Source organism: Actinosynnema sp. NPDC053489 (assembly GCF_044544865.1).
Lineage (GTDB): Bacteria > Actinomycetota > Actinomycetes > Mycobacteriales > Pseudonocardiaceae > Actinosynnema.
In genome coordinates this window covers 137,997-154,309 of record NZ_JBITXT010000009.1, presented here as the reverse complement: position 1 = coordinate 154,309, position 16,313 = coordinate 137,997, and the positions used below count along the sequence as shown (strand labels likewise).

Genomic DNA, 16,313 nt, shown 5'->3' with positions numbered 1-16,313 from the left:
CCCGCGATGCCGCCGGGTCCGGTGACACCACCCCGGATCTGCGTTCGACCGGGGACGCCAGTCGTGCCGGACCCGGCGGTCACCACTCCTGATCAAGAGCTGCGAAAAGGTGACGGGGGATCGTCCGGTCCCGGTTCCGGGGGACCGTCCGGTTCTGGTGGGGGCGTCTTGTCGGGCGCATCCTTGGCGCTTGGCGCGTGCTCGCGCCCATAAGGGGTGCCGGGTGCCGTCCGGATGGAGAGCGATGATGATCAAGTCGTTACGTACCGCCGCGGCCACGCTGATGACGGCCGCCTCCGCCCTGGCGCTGACCGTGCTGGGGCCGGCCGGGACCGCCTCGGCCGGGGTGCTTGACGTGACCTGCACCCCGCCCAGCAGCAACAACATCACCTACAACCCGCCGATGACCGCGACGCCGCAGACCGTCGCCTACAACGCCACGGCGCAGTACGGGCCGTGCGTGTCGCTGAGCAACCCGGCCATCACCTCCGGCTCCCGCACCACCGCAGGGTCCGTCCCCGACACGTCCTGCCTCGATCTGCTGGGCTCCAGGTCCTTCACCCTCACCATCACCTGGAACACCGGCCAGACCTCAACCATCTCCGGGAACAGCAGCGCCACCATCGCAGGTGCCGCCCTGATCAGCACCTTCACCGGTACGGTCACCTCGGGCCTGTTCACCGGGAGCACCGTCGCCCAGGTGCTCACCGGCCCGGCCGCCGACGTGCTGCTGTGCACCGCCGGACTGGGCACGGTCTCCGGCATCTACTCACTCGCCACCCTGGAGATCACCTCGCCCTGAACTCGACGGGGCGCCCGGTTGCCGGTCCGGGCGTTCACCCAGGGTGCCGGTCCGCGGCGGGTGGCGCGATTGCCGTCCCGCCGCACCGGCGAGGGGAAGGGCCACCGGGAGCCCGGCTTCCCCCCGCTCGACGCGGCAACCACCCCCCGGCGGGGCCGGCTGCGAGATCGAGCCGCTCAAGCGGAAGAACCCGCCGCTCGGGTGGACCGTGACGGACCGGTCAGCCGATGGCCACGGGCAGTCGTTGCACCGAGCGCAACGGCAGGGCCGGCCGCCACACGGGCTCCCCGGCCAGCGCGAGGCTCGGATGGCGGCGGTGCAGTGCGGGCAGCAGGGTTTCGATCTCCGCCCGGGCGAGGAGGGCACCGAGGCAGTAGTGGATGCCGCGACCGAACACCAGCGTCTGACCGAGGTCGCGAGTCGGGTCGAACCGGTCGGGATCGCGGAACGCGGCGGGGTCGCGGTGCGCCGAGCTCAACATGGTCCGCACCTCGGCGCCGGCCGGAACGGTGACCCCGGAGAGTTCGACGTCGCGGACCGCGTACCGGGGTACCCCCGACACGAACGACGGCGACTGGTGGCGGAGCGCCTCGGAGACGAAGCGGCCGGCCTCGTGCTCGCCGCCCCGCAGCCACCCGGACGACCCCGGCTCGCGCAACAGGGCGAGCACCGCATTGCTCATCCCGGCCGCCACGGTCGCGACCCCACCCGCGATCAGGCCCCACACCAGGGCCACCAACTTGTCGTGGGTGAACTGGTCGGGATCGTCCTCGTGCATCGACGCCCAGGCCGCGAGCAAACCCCTTCCGGGTCCCTGCCGGTACGCGGCGACGAGGTCCCGGATGTAGTGCTCCACCTCGGCGTTCGCCGCCTCCGCCTCCGCCACCGCACGCTCGGACGCGCCGGGCACGAAGGAGGTGAGGACGGCCTCGAAGTGCCCGAACAGCCATGCCCGGTCCGGCTCCGGGAACCCGAACAGGTCGGCGAGCACCTCGGTGGGCACGGTCAGCGACACCGCGCGGTGCAGGTCGACCACGGCTCCGTCGCGCAGCGGTTCCGCCACGGCGTCCAGCGCCCGGTCGCAGGTCCGCACCACGTTCCGGCGCAGCCCCGCGATCCCGCGCGGGGTGAAATCGCGGCCGATCAACCTGCGCAGCCGGGTGTGCTCGATGGGGTCCTTCATCGTCAGCGACTGGGTCATCATCCGTACCGCGCGGTAGCGCCGGGCCAGCGGGAACAGGGTGTCGACCTGGTCCGGCCGGGGGACGCGGAACGATTCGACGTCCTCCAGCACCCGTCGGCAGTCCGCGTGCCGCGTGATCAGGTGGAAACCGGCGGGGGCGCGGTGCACCGGGTGGTGCTCGCGCACTCGTGCCAGGTAGGGGTAGGGGTCGTCGATGAGATCGGGTTGCAGCACCCTGGTGAGGACGTCGGGCGGTTCGGTGGTCGTCATGATCCCGCTCCCGTGACGGCGACAAGGGGCAACAGCGCCAGCGCGGCGTCGGAGACCACCACGACCGCCAGTGTGCGCTCGCGCAGGCTCCGTTCGTCGGGAAGCCGGTCGTCCGTGATCGTGGTCGTGAGGCGCAGGACGTCGACCAGGAACAGCCCGGCGGTCAGGACGCCGAGCACGGCCCACGCGGCGCCGTGTCCCCACCACAGCCCCCAGCCGGTGCCGACGAGCCCCAGCGCCGTCAGCGCGCAGGCCACGAGCAGGGCGCGCCGGGCGCCGTAGTCCACGGCAGGGGTGCGCACTCCCACGGCCGCGTCCGCGTCGCGGTCCGGGACGGCCCACCACAGCGTGCGGCCCATCATCAGCACCCCGAGGCCCGCGCACAGCGGCCAGGTCCACGCGGGCACGTCCGACCGCACCGCGGCGAACGTCGACAGGAACGGCAGCACGGCGAAGGTCATCCCGAAGTAGGCCGGGTTGGCCATGCCGCGCCGCTTGAGCTTGACCGGTTCCACGTTGTACATCAGGTGCAACGCGCTGGACACGACCACCGGGACCACCACCAGCGGGCGGTCCAGGTGGAGTGCCACGGCGGCGCACGCCGTGACGGCGACGGCCATCTCCGCGAGCCCCCAGAGCGCCACGTGCGCGGGTCCGGGCCGCAGGACCGCCGTGGCGATGCCGCTCTTGCCCGGGTTGACCCGGTCCCCGGCCACGTCCGCAGCGGCGTTGAGCGGCCCCTGGGAGAGGATCTGGACCGCGTTCGCCAGCACCGCCACGAGCACCGGGGCCCGGAGCAGGTCCGCCGGTTCGGCCACGGCGAAGCAGGCGCCCCACGCGGCGTGGCAGAGGTAGTGCAGGGCGAAGGGGTGCTCCAGTCGGTGCACGCGGTGGACGGCTCGCCAGTAACCGGGCCGACCGGTGCTCATCGCCGCCACGCCGTCACCTCCACGCGCAGGTCGGCGGGAGGCGCCATGGCGGGCCCCCGCAGTTGGGGCACGCCCCGTTCCGGGTTGACGCACCGGAACCGGAGGGCGCGCACCACCGCGGCGACGATCACGCGCGTCTCCGACATCGCCAGGTCGGCGCCGAGGCACCGCCGGGTGCCGCCGCCGAAGGGCAGGTACTGGTGGGGGGCCGGCCTGTGGAGGAACCGACCGGGGTCGAACCGGAGCGGGTGCGGGTAGAGGTCGGGGCGGCGGTGGGTGAGGTAGATGCACGGCGTGAGCCTGGTGCCCGCGGCCATCGACCGGCCGGCCAGCACGGTGGCTTCGGTGAGCGTCCGGTTGCCCGCGAGCGTGGCCGGTGGGGTGAGCCTCAGCGCCTCTTGGCACGCCGCGTCGAGCAGCGGCACGTCGGCGGCGTTCGAGCCATCCCCTTGCGTTTCGGCCAGCTCGTCCGCGATGTCGGCCCGGATCGCGGGGTGCCGGTCCAGCCAGTACAGCGTCCACGCGATGGCGGACGCCGTCGTTTCGTGCCCCGCGAACAGCAGCGACACCAGTTGGTCGAGTAGTTCGTCGTCGCCGAGCGGACCCAGCGGTTCGGCACCCGAGACGAGCAGCGCGGCGAGGCACGGCACACCCTCGGCGGCCGACCGGTGCGCGCGGGCGACCAGTTCCTCGCCGAGCCGCCGCCTGCGGCGCAGGAACGTCTGCCACGGGGAGGGCAGCGGCCGGGGTGCACGCCCGTACCGGTAGCACAGGGTGCGCCCCCGGGAACCAAGGGCGCCTTCCACCCACCGGGTGAACGGCCACAGCGGCTCGTCCCCCAGCGCACCGAACACGATGCGGCCGATGATCCGGAGGGTGAGCGCCCGGGTCCAGCCGGGCAGCCCGAACACGGTCCCCGGGACCAGCCCCGCGACGGCCTCCTCCGCGGCCGAGGAGATCATTCCGCGGTACCCGCGCAGGGGGCCGCCGCGCAGGGCGGGACCGAGGACCTCGCGGTACGCCGCGTGCCGCGGGCCGTTGGCGAACAACAGCGAAGCACGTCCGACCAGTGGTCCCAGCGTGCTGGTGCCGTCCACCGGCATGCTCCGGTCGGACCGGAATATCCGGCCGATCGCGGCGGGGTCCGAGACCAGCAAACGGGACGGGGTCAGCTGGATCATCCCGCTCGGGTCGTGGCCGCGCTCGTCCAGGAACTCCAGCGGTCGGACCGCGTACCGGACCCTGTCGACGTTGCCCACGACCGCCATCCCGGTCACTCGGCCATCAGGCGGGCGACGAGGGGCCGCGCCGACGCCAGGCGGAGCGCGGCCACCCGAGTCGCCGCGATCACGTTGACCGGGGCGTAGAGGTCCTTGTCGTGCCACAGCGGCGGGTAGTCGTCCGGGCTGTCGTTCACGAGCAGGAACGCGCACCCGTCGGCCACGGCCCGCGCCACGGTACCGGGGTCAGCGGGACCGGTGCTGTGCAGCAGGATCTGGATCGCGTACGAGGTCTCCTCGACGGTACCCGCCCAGCGGCCCCACGAGCCGTCCGGGCGTTGGGTCGCGAGCACCCACGCCACGGCCCGGCCGATCGCCGCCGACGAGCCCGCGCGGCCCGCCCTGGCGAGCGCCCCGGTGCAGCAGGAGGTCGCGTAGTAGGGCGAAGCGTGCCACTTGTCCCACCAGCGGCCGTCCGCCTCCTGGTGGTCGAGCAGCCACCCGGATATCCGGTTCACCGCGGCCCGCCGACGCGCGGGCTCACCGGGCGCGCTCGCGACCAAGGCGTCGAGCACGTGCGCGTTGGTGCTCGTCGACGGCGTGCGCTCACCGGTGAAGCACTCGAAGGCGTCCGGGCCCTCGTACCGCCACAGGCAGTCGACCGAACGCGGGCTGCCCAGGCGTGCCAGGACGTACAGCACGGCGGCGGTGTCGTCGGAGTCGGCGGGCAGGCCGGGTCCTGCGGGCGCGCCGTCCGGCCCGATCGCGGCGCGCAACGTCGCGATCGCCTTGGCAGGGGCACGCAGGTCCGGCACCGCGTCGGCCAGCGCCATGAGCACCCAGGCGTGCTCGAACACCGTGATCGGGCAGACGCCGGGCACCGGCCCGCCGTGCCACGCCTGCAGTCCCCGCAGGTGGGCGAGGGACTCCCGGTGCTCCACGCCGGGCACGTCCGGGCCGCCCAGCCAGGCCGCCGTCGCCGCGGCCGAACCGCCCACCACGCCACAGGTCGGCTCCACCCTCGCCGCACCGCGTGCGCCCGGACCGAGGAATTCCAGCGAGTGCCACAACTTGACGGGCACCGGCGCGCCGAGCGTGACCGCGTTCCGCGCCGAGGTGAAGGTTTCGTCGTCCATCCCGTTGGGCAGACCGAGCCGCCCGAGGTCACGCGGCCACGTGCCGAGTGCCTGCCGCTGGTCGGAGGCCAGCGCGTCGAGGTGGCGGTTGACGGCGCGAACCAACTGCGGAACGAGCAGTTCAGCCGCGATCGTGTCCGGGATGGACACCGTGGTGCCCGGGCCGAGCCAGCCGAGCAGCGCGTCCAGGCCGCGCTTGGCCGCTTCCGCCGACCCGGCCAGTTCCGGCGGTTCGCCGGTCCGGTTACCGTGGCGGCGCAACGTGGTCAGCAGTGCCTCGGTCGCGCTCAGCGTCGGCACCACCGCATAGCCGTCGGCCCCGCCCCAGCCCCCGTCCGACCGCTGGGTCGCGGCGAGGAAGCGCAGCCGCCGCCGATGCCCGTCCAGCCACGGGGCCAGGCTCACCAGTCGCGCGGTCTCGTACGGCGACGGCGTGGTCTGCCCGTACGGCGGCGCGGAAAGCCGGTCCAGCACCGCGGCTACCGCCGCACCCCCGGCCTCGACCCGCCCGCTGACGTCCATCGACGTCCTCCTCGACTCAAGGCGGTCTGAGGCGTTCCCCGTTGAGGTGGAATCGCATCGAAAGGCGCAATCACAGGGCTCTGCTCGGTAAACGGGCCGGTGCCGAACCGGTGTGGACGGTTCGCCGATGATGCGCGCATGCCGCGATTTCGAGACTGGTCGTGGCCGACAATTTCGACTATCCCCCGGAGGAGTGAATCCCTGCCTCCACCCTGTCGCGCCGAGTTGACACCGGTGCCCGCTTCCGGGGTACCGCGGCTGGTGACGCGGATCGCGGACCGGTCGACCGCGTCCTCTTGGTGGTGGCACAGGCGTTCGTGGCCGCGGGTGCGCCGGCGGTCGGGGACCGCTTCCGCGACGACCCCCACGTCACTTCCGGCGACGAGCGGGGGCACGGCGATTGCCCGGTTGTGCGGTCGTTCCGCGTCCGGACGCCACCGGGCGCCTGATCCCGGTCCCGGGTGACTCGGAGCCACCCCCTACCAGGTGACCGGCAGGGATCGCACGCCGAAGGTGGCGGTGTTCTCCCGCATCGCCACGGCGCTGGGCGGCACCGCCGGGCGCAGTGATGGGAACCTCCGCAGCAGCTCCGTGTAGCCGACCCTGAGTTCGATCCGGGCCAGTTGTTGCCCCAGGCACTGGTGCACGCCGTGGCCGAAGGCGAGGTGGCCGCGCGCCGGCCTGGTGATGTCCAGTTCGTCGGGGTTGGTGTGGCGCCCCGGATCGCGGTCGGCCACCGGCAGCGAGACGAACACGGTCTCACCCGCCCTGACCGGGGTGCCGTCCACCTCCACGTCCTCCAGCGCGACACGCCGCGTGCCGAGGTGGACGACTGACAGGTAGCGCAGGAGTTCCTCGACGGCCCCTCCCATCAGTGACGGGTCGGATCGCAGCAGCGCGAGCTGCTCGGGGTTGCGCAGCAGCGCGTAGGCCCCCAACGCCAGCATGTTCCCGGTGGCCTCGTGGCCGGCGAGGAGCAGCAGCAGGGCGATGTTGGCGATCTCCAGGTCGGTGAGCCCCTCGTCGCGGGTCAGCGTGCTCAGCAGGTCGTCCCCGGGATCGGCGCGCTTGGCCGCGGTGAGTTCCGCGAGGTACTCCCGGAGCGCGGACATTGCACCGGCCTGCTCTTCGCGGGAGACGTCCAGGGTGACCGTGGTCGCCGAGTGGCGCTGGAAGAACTCGTGATCCGCGTACGGAACGCCGAGCAGCTCGCAGATGACCATGGACGGGATCGGTAGCGCGAACTCTTCGACCAGGTCCACGGGCGGCCCCGATCGCCGCATGGCATCCAGGCGTTCCCCGGTGATCTGCTCCACCCTCGTGGCCAAGTGGCTCATCCGCCGGACCGTGAAGTGAGCCGTCAGCAGGCGTCGGTAGCGGGTGTGCTCCGGGGGGTCCATCCTGACGAAGAACCCGGGTTGTGCCGGTTCCTCGGGAAGCGCGGAGGAGCCGCGGCTGATCAGTTCGCGTCTCAGTTCCTGCCGCACGCTGAACCGGGGATCCGCCAACACCTTGCGGGCCGTCGAGTAACCGATGACGAGCCAGCCCGGGTGACCGTCCGGGAAGATCAGGCGGTGCACCGGCTCGTCCCTGATCCGCAGCAGCTCCGGTGGTGGGTCGAAGTGGTTGTCGCGCCTGGTCGGCAGCGAGGTCAGCGTCTCGGCCACGTCAGCCCCCGGGAGGCTCGCCGCAGCGGGAAACACGGGTGAACCGCGCCGGACCGCGCCGGACCCGCGGTGATCGGCCACCGGTCGAGCTGCGGCACGGCTGTCCTGGCTGTGCACCGGTACGGTGTTCGCGTCGTGGTGACGGGTCGCCGGGCCCGCCCCCTGCCGCTCCTCCGTTCTCCGCCGGCGCTCACGTCGACCGGGTGGACAGGCTCTGCGACGGGACCAGGCGGGAGATCGGACACACGATCAACAACGGTTGCCCGCCGGAGGGCGTTCCTGTCAGGGGCACCCCGGTCGGGCACCGCTGGCGGCCGCACGGGCACCCAGGTCTCGCGAGACGGGTCCAAGGCGTCCCCTCCGTTGGTGGAAGCGCGTCGAGAGGCGCGGCCGAAGGGCTTCGCGTCGGTGACAGGTGCACTGCCGAACCGGTGTGCCGGTCTACCGGTGGTGCCCGCACGTGCCATTTCGAGACTGGCGGCAGGCGCCGATCTCGGCTAGTCCCCAGAGGGGTGAACTCGCCGTTGCCGGGGACTGTCAAACGAGCGGCTCTGTCACGTAGTCGGTGGTGGCGTGGTGTAACCGTCCATGATCATGATCTCGTGATGGATGTCGACTCCCTTGTAGGGACGGTGTTTCCGGGTTGTCGGCGTTGGTCGTCGAGGACGTGGCGGAGAGCGGCGGCATGGCGGTGGTCACGGCCCGTACTCGGGATGTGGCCGTGCCGTGTCCGGTGTGCGGGACCGCGACCGCGAAGGTGCACGGGTATCACCGCCGGGCGGTGAGGGACGTGCCGGTCGACGGTCGCCAGGTCGTCGTTCATGTGCGTGTACGGCGCTTGGTCTGCCAGGCCCGGAACTGCCGGCGGCAGACCTTCCGGGAACGGGTTTCCGGACTGCTGGAGCGCCACCGGCGCCGCGCGGTGCGGCTTGTCCGGCGGATATCCCCACTGGCGCAAGGGTTACGCGGTCGAGCGGCCGCACGGCCGGCCGGTCTCCTCGCCGTGCCGGTGTCCCGCAGCCCCGCGTTGCGCCGTCCGCGGCGCCTGCCGCTGCCTCGGTCGACGGTTTCGCGGGTGATCGGCGCGGACAACTTCGCCCTGCGCCGCCGCCACCGCTACGCCACGATCGTCGTCGACGCCGAGACCGGCCGCCGTGCCCTGCCCGACACGGCGCGGGTCAGCGACCGCCGGCACTTGTGGCGCGACCTCTGCGACAAGGTCCCGCCCGAGGTCCGCGCGCACACCGGATGCCGGGCCACCGTCAACCCGCCCCGCCCCGGCGGGGATCACGAGCGGACCATCCGCGACCACCTGCGCGCCCGCCGCTCCGCCAACCCCCGCGGCCCCGGCCACCCGCCTGCTCGCCGAGATCCGGGAGCTGGGCCACACCGGCGGCGCCAACCTGCCGGTCCGCTACCTCAACCAGGGCCGCGCCGACGGCGACCGCCCCGTCACCACCTCCCGCCACGCAAACAGCCCCCTGCTCACCGAACCCGACAACCCGCGCCCGAAGGACACGGAGTCGCTGCACAAGATCACCGCGGCCTGCCCGGAGATGACCGCACTCACCAACCCGATACGCGGCTTCACCGCCCTGTCGACACCGACCGCGGACAACGACGTGAAACCCACCGAACGGATCGCGACCGCCCGCACCGCCGACCTGCCGCACCTTCGCGGTCTCACCAACGGTCTCGAGATCGACCGGCCCGCAGCCGACGCCGCCCTCACCCTGCCCTACCACAACGGCCGCACCGAAGGCGTCAACACCCGCACCAAAACGATCATCAGCAGATGCACGGACGCGCCGGATCCGACCTCCTCCGCCACCGCATCCTCCTGCCCTGACCGATACTCCGCGTTACCACCGACTACGGACCAGAGCCGAACGAGCGGTGCAACCCGGGGTTGAAAGGGGTCGGCTTCGTCCGGCGGTCAGGCGGCCGTCTGCCGTCACCTTCGCGTGGCGACTGTCGATTCGGGTAGTCACTGCGTCGACGTCGGTGGTGACCGGGTTGCCATTTCGCCTTCTTGGCGGAGCCGGCTGCGTCGATGTCTTCAGTGACTTCCTGCCGGGGGAACGAGGGGCGTCAAGGAACGAGGACCCGCTCGCACACGCACATCTCGTCCTGGTAACCGCACCACCACTCCCACTGGCTCGCCGGCGGCAAACCGCCGTCGACGGCGAGACGTGCGTCGGACTGGTCGGTGATCCATTCCTGGTTACCCGCGTCCCAGACATGGTCCTTCACGGTGACGGTCAAATTTTTAACGTTCTGACCGAAATATTTGATGACGGCCGTGGGGTTGGCGAGAAACGCTGGGAATTCCTCCTGGCTGAACTTGAGGTAGAACGTCGGCGGCAAGTTCTCGTCGGCATTCTCCGGCCGGAGCGGCATGATTCGTGGCATGTGCTTCCCGCCTTCGACGGTAGCGGATCGACGATCTGTCCACTATACGCGCCGTGCCCCGTATGGAGGACTACACGTTCGGGGGACAAAGGTTCCTAGCGTCGCAGCCCAGTGACTACTGAGGCGGAACTCGTGGTGTCGTAGGGGCTGATGGCTCATCACCCGTGCGGTGTCACCGGAGCATGCGGTATCCACAAGGAGGCGGGCTGACTGCCGAACGGCCGCAGTTCCGCGAGGAGTCACGGTCCAAGGCGGCCGAGCGGTTCGCCCAGGGCGAGGCGAGCCCGGTCATCGCCAAGGCCCTGCGCATCAACGTCCACTCGGTACAACGGTAGCGGCAGAAGTGGGAGCAGGGCGGTCCGAGAGCCCTGCGGTCCCAGGGGCCGGCCGCGCCTGGCCGGGAGGACCAGCGCTGGACACCGGCGCGGATCAAACGGTGATCGGTCGGTGCTTCCACATGGCCCGCACGATCCAGGGCGTGCGGAAACCGCCGGTGCGTAACGGCTGATCCTGGCAGTCCCCGGCTCGGCGGGCCATGGAGCGGAACGACGAGGCGGTGGCCCGGGTGCGTCAAGGAGGTGTGGCCTGCGCGGAGGACTCGCGACGGCCCGTGGCGCCTCGCCCGTCCTCGAGGGCGGAGCCGGATCCTCCACGACGCCGCCCGCGAAGACCCGATCACAGCGCGGCCGGACCCCGGTGGTGCGACCGCCGGGATTTGTTGATCGCAGCACACCAGCAGCTCGGCGGGCCCGATGGTTCTCGTTGGGACGACCTCAACGTCCACAAGGCCACCGACCCGCAGAAGTTCGCCGAGGCCCGGGACCGGCTGACCACCCACCGCCCTGCGCACCCGACCTCAACCCGGTCGAGGGGATCTGGTCCTCCTGCGACGCAGCCGGCTCTCCGGACATCCCGTCCAGCGCGGCCTGCGGCACATCCAGTGCCGCGTCGAGCTCATGGACAGCTGCCTCACCGAGACCGGCCTGGCGATCAGGCCCACCCGAGCGACCCGGTCACATCACGAGTTCCACTCAGTCGTGCAGGGCGGCCGCGAGTGCCTCGGCCAGGGTCACGGGCGGGCGCCCGATCAGGCGGTGCAAGTCGCCGGAATCGGTGTACATCTCGCCGCGGTTCATGCCGCGGTCAGCGTCGGCGAGGACCTCCGCCAGCTCGGCGGGCAGGCCCGCGGCGGCCAGTACCCGGGCGAAGTCGGTCACCGGGAGGTCGGTGTAGGCAACCTGCTTCCCGGCCGCGGCGGAGATCGCGGCGGCGAGTTCGGTCAGGGTGAAGGATTCGTCGCCGCCGAGCTCGTACACGGCGCCGGTGTGGCCTTCGGTGGTGAGGACGACCGCCGCGGCCTCGGCGTAGTCGGCGCGGGACGCGGCGCTGATCCGCCCCTGGCCCGCGGCGCCGACGACGGCGCCGTTCTGCAGGATCTGCGGCAGTTGGCTGGTGTAGTTCTCCAAGTACCAGCCGTTGCGCAGCAGCACGCTGGGGATTCCGCGGTCCCGCAGGTACTCCTCGGTCTCGCCGTGCGTGGCACCGATGACGGTGGTGGCCGTGTCCGCGCGCGTCGTGCTCGTGTACGCCACCAGCGACACGCCCGCGGACGCTGCGGCGTCGATCACGCGGCGGTGGTTGGCGACCCGCTCGCCCACGGGGACCGAGGCCGAGACCAGCAGCAGCCTGTCCGCCCCCGCGAATGCCTCGGCCAGGCCGTCCGCATCCGCGAAGTCGGCGCGGCGCACCGTGACGCCCCGGTCGGCCAAATCCTTGATCCCGGCGATGTCCCGGCCGGTCGCGATGACGTCCGCGGCCGGGATCCCGCGCCGCAGCAGTGCCTCGACGGTGAGCCTGCCCAGCTGGCCGGTGGCTCCGGTGACGACGATCGGCATGGTGGTCATCCTTCCTTCCTCGCGTGCCCCGCACGCCTGCCGCGGTCCGTCCGCCGCGGGATGGGACACAGAATGACCTGGACACTCTCTGTTGGGGAGTAGCCACTCCTTGGTAGGGTACTTACCGGAGCGAAAGCATCGAGGTGAGCTGTGTGGCTGCTGTGGAGAACGTGACCGGGCCCATGCCGTCGTTCGATCCGTACGATCGCGGCTGCCCGTCTCGGGACCTGCTCGACCAGATCGGCAGCAAGTGGGCGGTCCTCGTGCTGGGCGAACTCGGCCGGAACGGGACCTCCCGGTTCGGCCGGCTCCGGCAGGCGCTGGCGGGCGTGAGCGAGAAGATGCTCACCCAGACGCTGCGCACCCTCGAACGCGACGGGCTGGTCAGCCGGACCGTCTACCCTGAGGTGCCGCCGCGCGTGGAGTACGAGCTGACCGCGCTCGGCCAGACGCTGCGGGAACCGCTGAAGGCGCTCACGGAGTGGTCCGTGCTGCACATCGAAGAAGTCATCACAGCCCGCGAGCAGTACGACGACCGCACTGAGCGCACCAGGTAATCAGCGGTGGCCGGCGGTCTGGTCTTGGACGGCCGCCTCGCCGAGACCTGCTCGACGATCAGACCCACCTGAGCCACCCGGCGACATCACGAGTTCAACCTCGGTAAGCCGGTGGGCGCCGCCGGTGCGGCTCAACGCCGCGAGGTGTTCAGCCCGTCCTCTGTTCGCGCGTGGCCAGGTCCGTTCCCGGCTCGTCGGAGGTCTGCCCGGCGACGTGCAACGGATGGGTCCCCGTCGGCGCGACCGGAGGCAGTGGTTCCAACGCCGGCGGGTGCGGTTCCCTCGTCAACGCCTGTGATGCGGTGGCCACCTCGCCCGTCGACGCCTTGACGTACACGTGTGTCACACCCTGCCGGTTCGATGAAGGCACGGCGTGTCCGGCGAACGCCCGCGCCACCGCGCTACCGGAATTGCGTTCCAGCCAGGTCAACCCGGTGTGCCGCAACCAGTACGTGCTCACCCCCAACGTCCGCGCGCTGTCCACCCGCCCACCGACGCGCTTCCACTGAGGTTCCCGGTAACCCGGAGGCTTTCCGGACGTGGTCCGGTAGGGCCTGAATAGTCGTCCGTGGCGCCACCGAAGAGTTCGTAGTCTGCGGCAGTTGGTCCGGCGCCCGTGGGGGTCCCGGACTTGTGGACGACCGCGGACGGCGGTGAACCCTGTCCACCCTCGTCCGATGTCGAGGTGCAGTGCGAGGATTGCGATGCGGCGTCAGACGGTGGCCGGGCCGATGTCGAACGGCGTCGATCGTGGGCGTGGGTGTCGCCGCAGCTGGGACGGGTCGGCACCAGCAGGACCGGGTGTCCGGGGTTGGCTCCGCGCCGCCTGCCGCCACCGGATCGGGAACGGCGCTGGATGTCCCGGCCACCGGGCGTGCGGCTGGTGCAACGGGTTTACCCGAGCACGGACCCGCGGGCGCCCGCCGCGGTCCACGACCGCACTCCCGGGATCGGCGAGTGGAAGCCACCAAGCGGTTTGTGAAGATTCCTCGCGGTGACAGCGGGTTTCGTCGCACGGTCGCGTCGCGGGCATGCGGGTCGGCGTGCGCTCGGCTCGGCGATAACATGCCGAGCCGCCAGCGAGGGAGACTCCGATGTCGAAGGCCGGTTACGACGCTTTCATCTCCTGCAACCACGCTGCCGAACGAGCGGTTGCCAGAGCGCTGCAGCGGACCACGCGGCGGTTGGGGCGTCCCTGGTACCGATTATCCGGGTTGCGCGTCTTCCACGATGACACTTCGTTGCCCGCGAGCGCCGGCCTGTGGTCGTCGCTGGAGGCGGCTTTGCGGGCATCGCGCACCTTCGTCCCGCTGGCCTCGCCCGCGTCGGCCGCTTCGCCCTGGCTTCGTCGGGAGGTGGCCTGGTGGCGGGAGAACCGATCGGCGGATCGGTTCGTGATCGTGCGCCCCGGGAAGGCGATCGCCCGGGACCCGGTTGCCGGGGACTTCGACCGGGACACGACCACCGCGTTGCCCGAGGACCTGCGCGGCTGGTTCGTGGAAGAACCGCACTGGGTGAACCTCGGCGAGGACGGGCGCCACGACTTCCGCGGCAAGGCGGCGACGGTGGCGGCCGCGATCCGCGGCATCCCCAAGGACGACCTGCTCAGCGAGGACATGCGGCAGCAACGGCGTCTGATCAGCCTGCTCACCGGTCTGCTGGTGCTCGCGCTCGTCGGGGCCGCGACCGCGGTGTGGCAGGGTCGGATCGCGGCCTCCGAACGCGACCGGGCCGAGCAGCAGGCCCGGCTGGCCACGTCACGCAGCCTGGCGGCGCAGGCGCAGTACCTGCGGGACCGGCACCCGACCTGGCGAGCCTGCACACCGCCGCCACCGACGAAGCGCTCGCCGGCCTCGCCGCCGTTCTCTCCGAGCCGGTGCACGTCTCGGCCATGCTCACCGGCCATGCGGACTCGGTGAACAATGTCGCTTTCAGCCCCGACGGGGCGGTGGTGGCCACGACGAGCCGCGACCGGACGGTCCGACTGTGGGACGTGTGCACCGGCCGCCAGGTGGGCGACCCCCTCAGCGGGCACACCGACCGGGTCTGGGGTGTCGCCTTCAGCCCCGACGGGAAACGTCTCGCGACCACGGGCGTGGACCGCACCGTGCGGCTGTGGGACGTCACCACCCACCGGACTGTTCGTCACACGGCGCCCGAGCCCGGCGGCCTTCGTACCACGGCCGCTCATGGGGTTCGTGACGCTGGAGGAGTTCGACGGCCTGATGGACGCGGGCTGACACGTCACCAGCTCGTCGGTCGACCTGATGTGACGCGGCCGGGAATGGGCCACTCCGGATCATCGATGGTCATGCCGGTCTCGTCGCGGCGGGGCGGAATGGCTTCGGACATGCCTCTGAGTTGGTCTTCGCCCAGACCGTGGAAGAGTCCGTTTTCGCTGATGAGCGCGTCGCCGGTGGGAGGTCTGGTTACCGAAGGCCCGTCCCGCTCCGGGCCCGGGCGTCGGCGGCCCGTCCCGACCCGTTCGGAGGACCTGCGGCCCACGGCCCGCCCTCTGCCAGAGGACACGACCCGCCGCGGGGTACGTTCGACCGGTGTCGACCAGAACCCCCGCCCGCGTGACGGCGACGTCGTGGCCGGTCCTGACCGGCGCTGCCCGGGACGTGCTGATGGAGCTGCTGGTCCACGGCCCGATGTCGCGCTCCGAGATCGCCCCGAGGCTGCGCCTGTCCCGCCCGACCCTCAGCCGGGTGACCAAGACCCTGGTCACCGCCGGGCTGGTGGGTGAGGGCGGGACCGAGCTGCGTTCCCCGACCGGGCGACCCTCGGAGCTGTTGCACGTGCGAGGGGAGTCGCACCACTTCCTCGGGGTGAAGCTGACCGCCGACCGGCTGTACGCGGCCGTGACGGACCTGGCGGCGGGCGTGGTGGCGTCGGTGGAGGCGCCGTTGCGCTCGACCGCCCCTGCCGACGTGGTGGAGCAGGTCGCCGAGGTCGCCGCCGGGTTCGAGGGGTTGACGGGGCTGGGGGTGACGTTGGGCGGCGTGGTGCGCGAGGGCGTCGTCACGGACGCCGAGTTCCTGGGATGGGTCGACGTGCCGCTGGCCCCGCCGTTGACCGCGGTCACGGGGTTGCCGGTGGCGGTGGACAACGACGTGCAGGCCCTCACGGCCGCCGAGCACTGGTTCGGTGCGGGCGCGGGCGTGGACTCCATGGTGGTGATCACCGTCGGCGCGGGCGTGGGCACCGGTCTGGTCGTCGACGGCAGGCTGGTGCGCGGGGCGCACGGACTGCCGCCCCGCTTCGCCCACGTGCTGGTCGACCCGAGCGGTCCGGCGTGCGGTTACGGCCACCGGGGCTGCGCGTCGAGCTTCCTGATGACGGAGGCGATCCTGCGGCAGTTCGACGGCCCGTTGACCTACGGGGAAGCGGTGGAGCGAGCCCGGTCGGGGGAGCGGCGGGCGCGTGAGGTGTTCGAGGCGGCCGGTTACGCCCTCGGGGTGTTGATCGGGCATGCCGCCAACTTCCTGGACCCGCACAAGGTGCTGCTCACCGGCGACGGCCTGCCCCTCTACGAGGTTGCCCGAGAGGTCGTGTACGAGGGCATCGAGGACACCTACGAGGACGACCCTGCGCTGATCGACCTGGACGTGCAGCCGTTCGACTTCGGCGAGTGGGCGCGGTCGGCGGCCGCCCTCGCCATCAGGAAGACGATCACCGGCGCGGTCTGAAGGGCGCCGGGCGACCGCCGCGCCGACG

Annotated in this window: 13 protein-coding genes and 2 pseudogenes; 7 read left to right on the top strand and 8 right to left on the bottom strand. The window is 71.8% G+C overall.

Translation table 11 applies throughout. The features are described 5' to 3' along the window. The first annotated feature begins 247 nt into the window (after window positions 1–247). Window positions 248–802 (top strand): hypothetical protein, encoded by a 555-nt coding sequence (locus tag ACIGNX_RS22215; RefSeq protein WP_396542570.1) that lies wholly within the window; start codon window positions 248–250, stop codon window positions 800–802. Between the two features lie 220 nt (window positions 803–1,022). Here ACIGNX_RS22215 and ACIGNX_RS22210 read toward each other — a convergent pair whose 3' ends face one another. The 5 genes from ACIGNX_RS22210 to ACIGNX_RS22190 form a co-directional block, all read right to left on the bottom strand. Next, window positions 1,023–2,255, bottom strand: coding sequence for a cytochrome P450 (locus tag ACIGNX_RS22210; protein WP_396542569.1), 1,233 nt, complete (start codon window positions 2,253–2,255; stop codon window positions 1,023–1,025). After that, on the bottom strand, window positions 2,252–3,184 hold the full coding sequence (locus ACIGNX_RS22205; RefSeq protein WP_396542657.1) for a UbiA prenyltransferase family protein: 933 nt from the start codon (window positions 3,182–3,184) through the stop codon (window positions 2,252–2,254). Before ACIGNX_RS22205 ends, ACIGNX_RS22210 begins: the two co-directional genes overlap by 4 nt. Further along, window positions 3,181–4,443 carry a cytochrome P450 gene (locus tag ACIGNX_RS22200; RefSeq protein WP_396542568.1) on the bottom strand — a complete coding sequence of 421 codons (1,263 nt, stop codon included), beginning with the start codon at window positions 4,441–4,443 and terminating at the stop codon, window positions 3,181–3,183. The genes ACIGNX_RS22205 and ACIGNX_RS22200 overlap by 4 nt, the downstream gene beginning before the upstream one ends. Window positions 4,444–4,457: 14 nt before the next feature. After that, window positions 4,458–6,062: a prenyltransferase/squalene oxidase repeat-containing protein gene (locus tag ACIGNX_RS22195; RefSeq protein ID WP_396542567.1), complete on the bottom strand. Its 1,605-nt coding sequence runs from the start codon at window positions 6,060–6,062 to the stop codon at window positions 4,458–4,460. A gap of 479 nt (window positions 6,063–6,541) precedes the next feature. Next, window positions 6,542–7,729, bottom strand: a complete 1,188-nt coding sequence (locus ACIGNX_RS22190; RefSeq protein ID WP_396542566.1) for a cytochrome P450 — start codon at window positions 7,727–7,729, stop codon at window positions 6,542–6,544. Window positions 7,730–8,414: 685 nt separating this feature from the next. On the opposite strand from ACIGNX_RS22190, the pseudogene ACIGNX_RS22185 reads away from it, so the two are divergent. After that, a pseudogene (locus ACIGNX_RS22185) lies at window positions 8,415–9,375 on the top strand (transposase family protein); the annotation flags it as partial. Window positions 9,376–9,820: 445 nt separating this feature from the next. Here the strand turns inward: ACIGNX_RS22185 and ACIGNX_RS22180 are convergent. Continuing rightward, window positions 9,821–10,141 carry a hypothetical protein gene (locus ACIGNX_RS22180; RefSeq protein WP_396542565.1) on the bottom strand — a complete coding sequence of 107 codons (321 nt, stop codon included), beginning with the start codon at window positions 10,139–10,141 and terminating at the stop codon, window positions 9,821–9,823. Window positions 10,142–10,323: 182 nt separating this feature from the next. Here ACIGNX_RS22180 and ACIGNX_RS22175 point away from each other — a divergent pair, with 182 nt between their 5' ends. Next, window positions 10,324–10,476, top strand: a complete 153-nt coding sequence (locus tag ACIGNX_RS22175; RefSeq protein ID WP_396542564.1) for a hypothetical protein — start codon at window positions 10,324–10,326, stop codon at window positions 10,474–10,476. Window positions 10,477–11,172: 696 nt separating this feature from the next. Here the strand turns inward: ACIGNX_RS22175 and ACIGNX_RS22170 are convergent. Then, window positions 11,173–12,045 (bottom strand): SDR family oxidoreductase, encoded by an 873-nt coding sequence (locus tag ACIGNX_RS22170; RefSeq protein WP_396542563.1) that lies wholly within the window; start codon window positions 12,043–12,045, stop codon window positions 11,173–11,175. A gap of 173 nt (window positions 12,046–12,218) precedes the next feature. Between ACIGNX_RS22170 and ACIGNX_RS22165 the strand changes: the two genes are divergently transcribed. Beyond that, the gene (locus ACIGNX_RS22165) at window positions 12,219–12,593 is read left to right on the top strand and encodes a winged helix-turn-helix transcriptional regulator (RefSeq protein ID WP_396542656.1); all 375 of its coding nucleotides are present in this window, start codon (window positions 12,219–12,221) and stop codon (window positions 12,591–12,593) included. A gap of 148 nt (window positions 12,594–12,741) precedes the next feature. On the opposite strand, the gene ACIGNX_RS22160 is transcribed toward ACIGNX_RS22165, so the two are convergent. Next, entirely contained in the window at window positions 12,742–13,053 is a 312-nt protein-coding gene (locus tag ACIGNX_RS22160) for a hypothetical protein (RefSeq protein WP_396542562.1), read from the bottom strand. Window positions 13,054–13,687: 634 nt separating this feature from the next. Between ACIGNX_RS22160 and ACIGNX_RS22155 the strand changes: the two genes are divergently transcribed. The 3 genes and pseudogenes from ACIGNX_RS22155 (at window position 13,688) to ACIGNX_RS22145 (ending at window position 16,285) form a co-directional block, all read left to right on the top strand. Beyond that, window positions 13,688–14,512: a TIR domain-containing protein gene (locus ACIGNX_RS22155; protein WP_396542561.1), complete on the top strand. Its 825-nt coding sequence runs from the start codon at window positions 13,688–13,690 to the stop codon at window positions 14,510–14,512. Continuing rightward, a pseudogene (locus tag ACIGNX_RS22150) lies at window positions 14,485–14,703 on the top strand (WD40 repeat domain-containing protein); the annotation flags it as partial. The gene ACIGNX_RS22155 and the pseudogene ACIGNX_RS22150, both read left to right, overlap by 28 nt. Before the next feature lie 445 nt (window positions 14,704–15,148). Further along, window positions 15,149–16,285: an ROK family protein gene (locus ACIGNX_RS22145; RefSeq protein WP_396542560.1), complete on the top strand. Its 1,137-nt coding sequence runs from the start codon at window positions 15,149–15,151 to the stop codon at window positions 16,283–16,285. Window positions 16,286–16,313 lie beyond the last annotated feature (28 nt).

Bases quoted from the DNA above. Each gene is read 5' to 3' on its own strand.
- ACIGNX_RS22180 (WP_396542565.1), bottom strand. From the start codon at position 10,141: ATGCCACGAATCATGCCGCTCCGGCCGGAGAATGCCGACGAGAACTTG.
- ACIGNX_RS22205 (WP_396542657.1), bottom strand. From the start codon at position 3,184: ATGAGCACCGGTCGGCCCGGTTACTGGCGAGCCGTCCACCGCGTGCAC.
- ACIGNX_RS22170 (WP_396542563.1), bottom strand. From the start codon at position 12,045: ATGACCACCATGCCGATCGTCGTCACCGGAGCCACCGGCCAGCTGGGC.
- ACIGNX_RS22155 (WP_396542561.1), top strand. From the start codon at position 13,688: ATGTCGAAGGCCGGTTACGACGCTTTCATCTCCTGCAACCACGCTGCC.
- ACIGNX_RS22210 (WP_396542569.1), bottom strand. From the start codon at position 2,255: ATGACGACCACCGAACCGCCCGACGTCCTCACCAGGGTGCTGCAACCC.
- ACIGNX_RS22195 (WP_396542567.1), bottom strand. From the start codon at position 6,062: ATGGACGTCAGCGGGCGGGTCGAGGCCGGGGGTGCGGCGGTAGCCGCG.
- ACIGNX_RS22175 (WP_396542564.1), top strand. From the start codon at position 10,324: ATGCGGTATCCACAAGGAGGCGGGCTGACTGCCGAACGGCCGCAGTTC.
- ACIGNX_RS22165 (WP_396542656.1), top strand. From the start codon at position 12,219: ATGCCGTCGTTCGATCCGTACGATCGCGGCTGCCCGTCTCGGGACCTG.
- ACIGNX_RS22215 (WP_396542570.1), top strand. From the start codon at position 248: ATGATCAAGTCGTTACGTACCGCCGCGGCCACGCTGATGACGGCCGCC.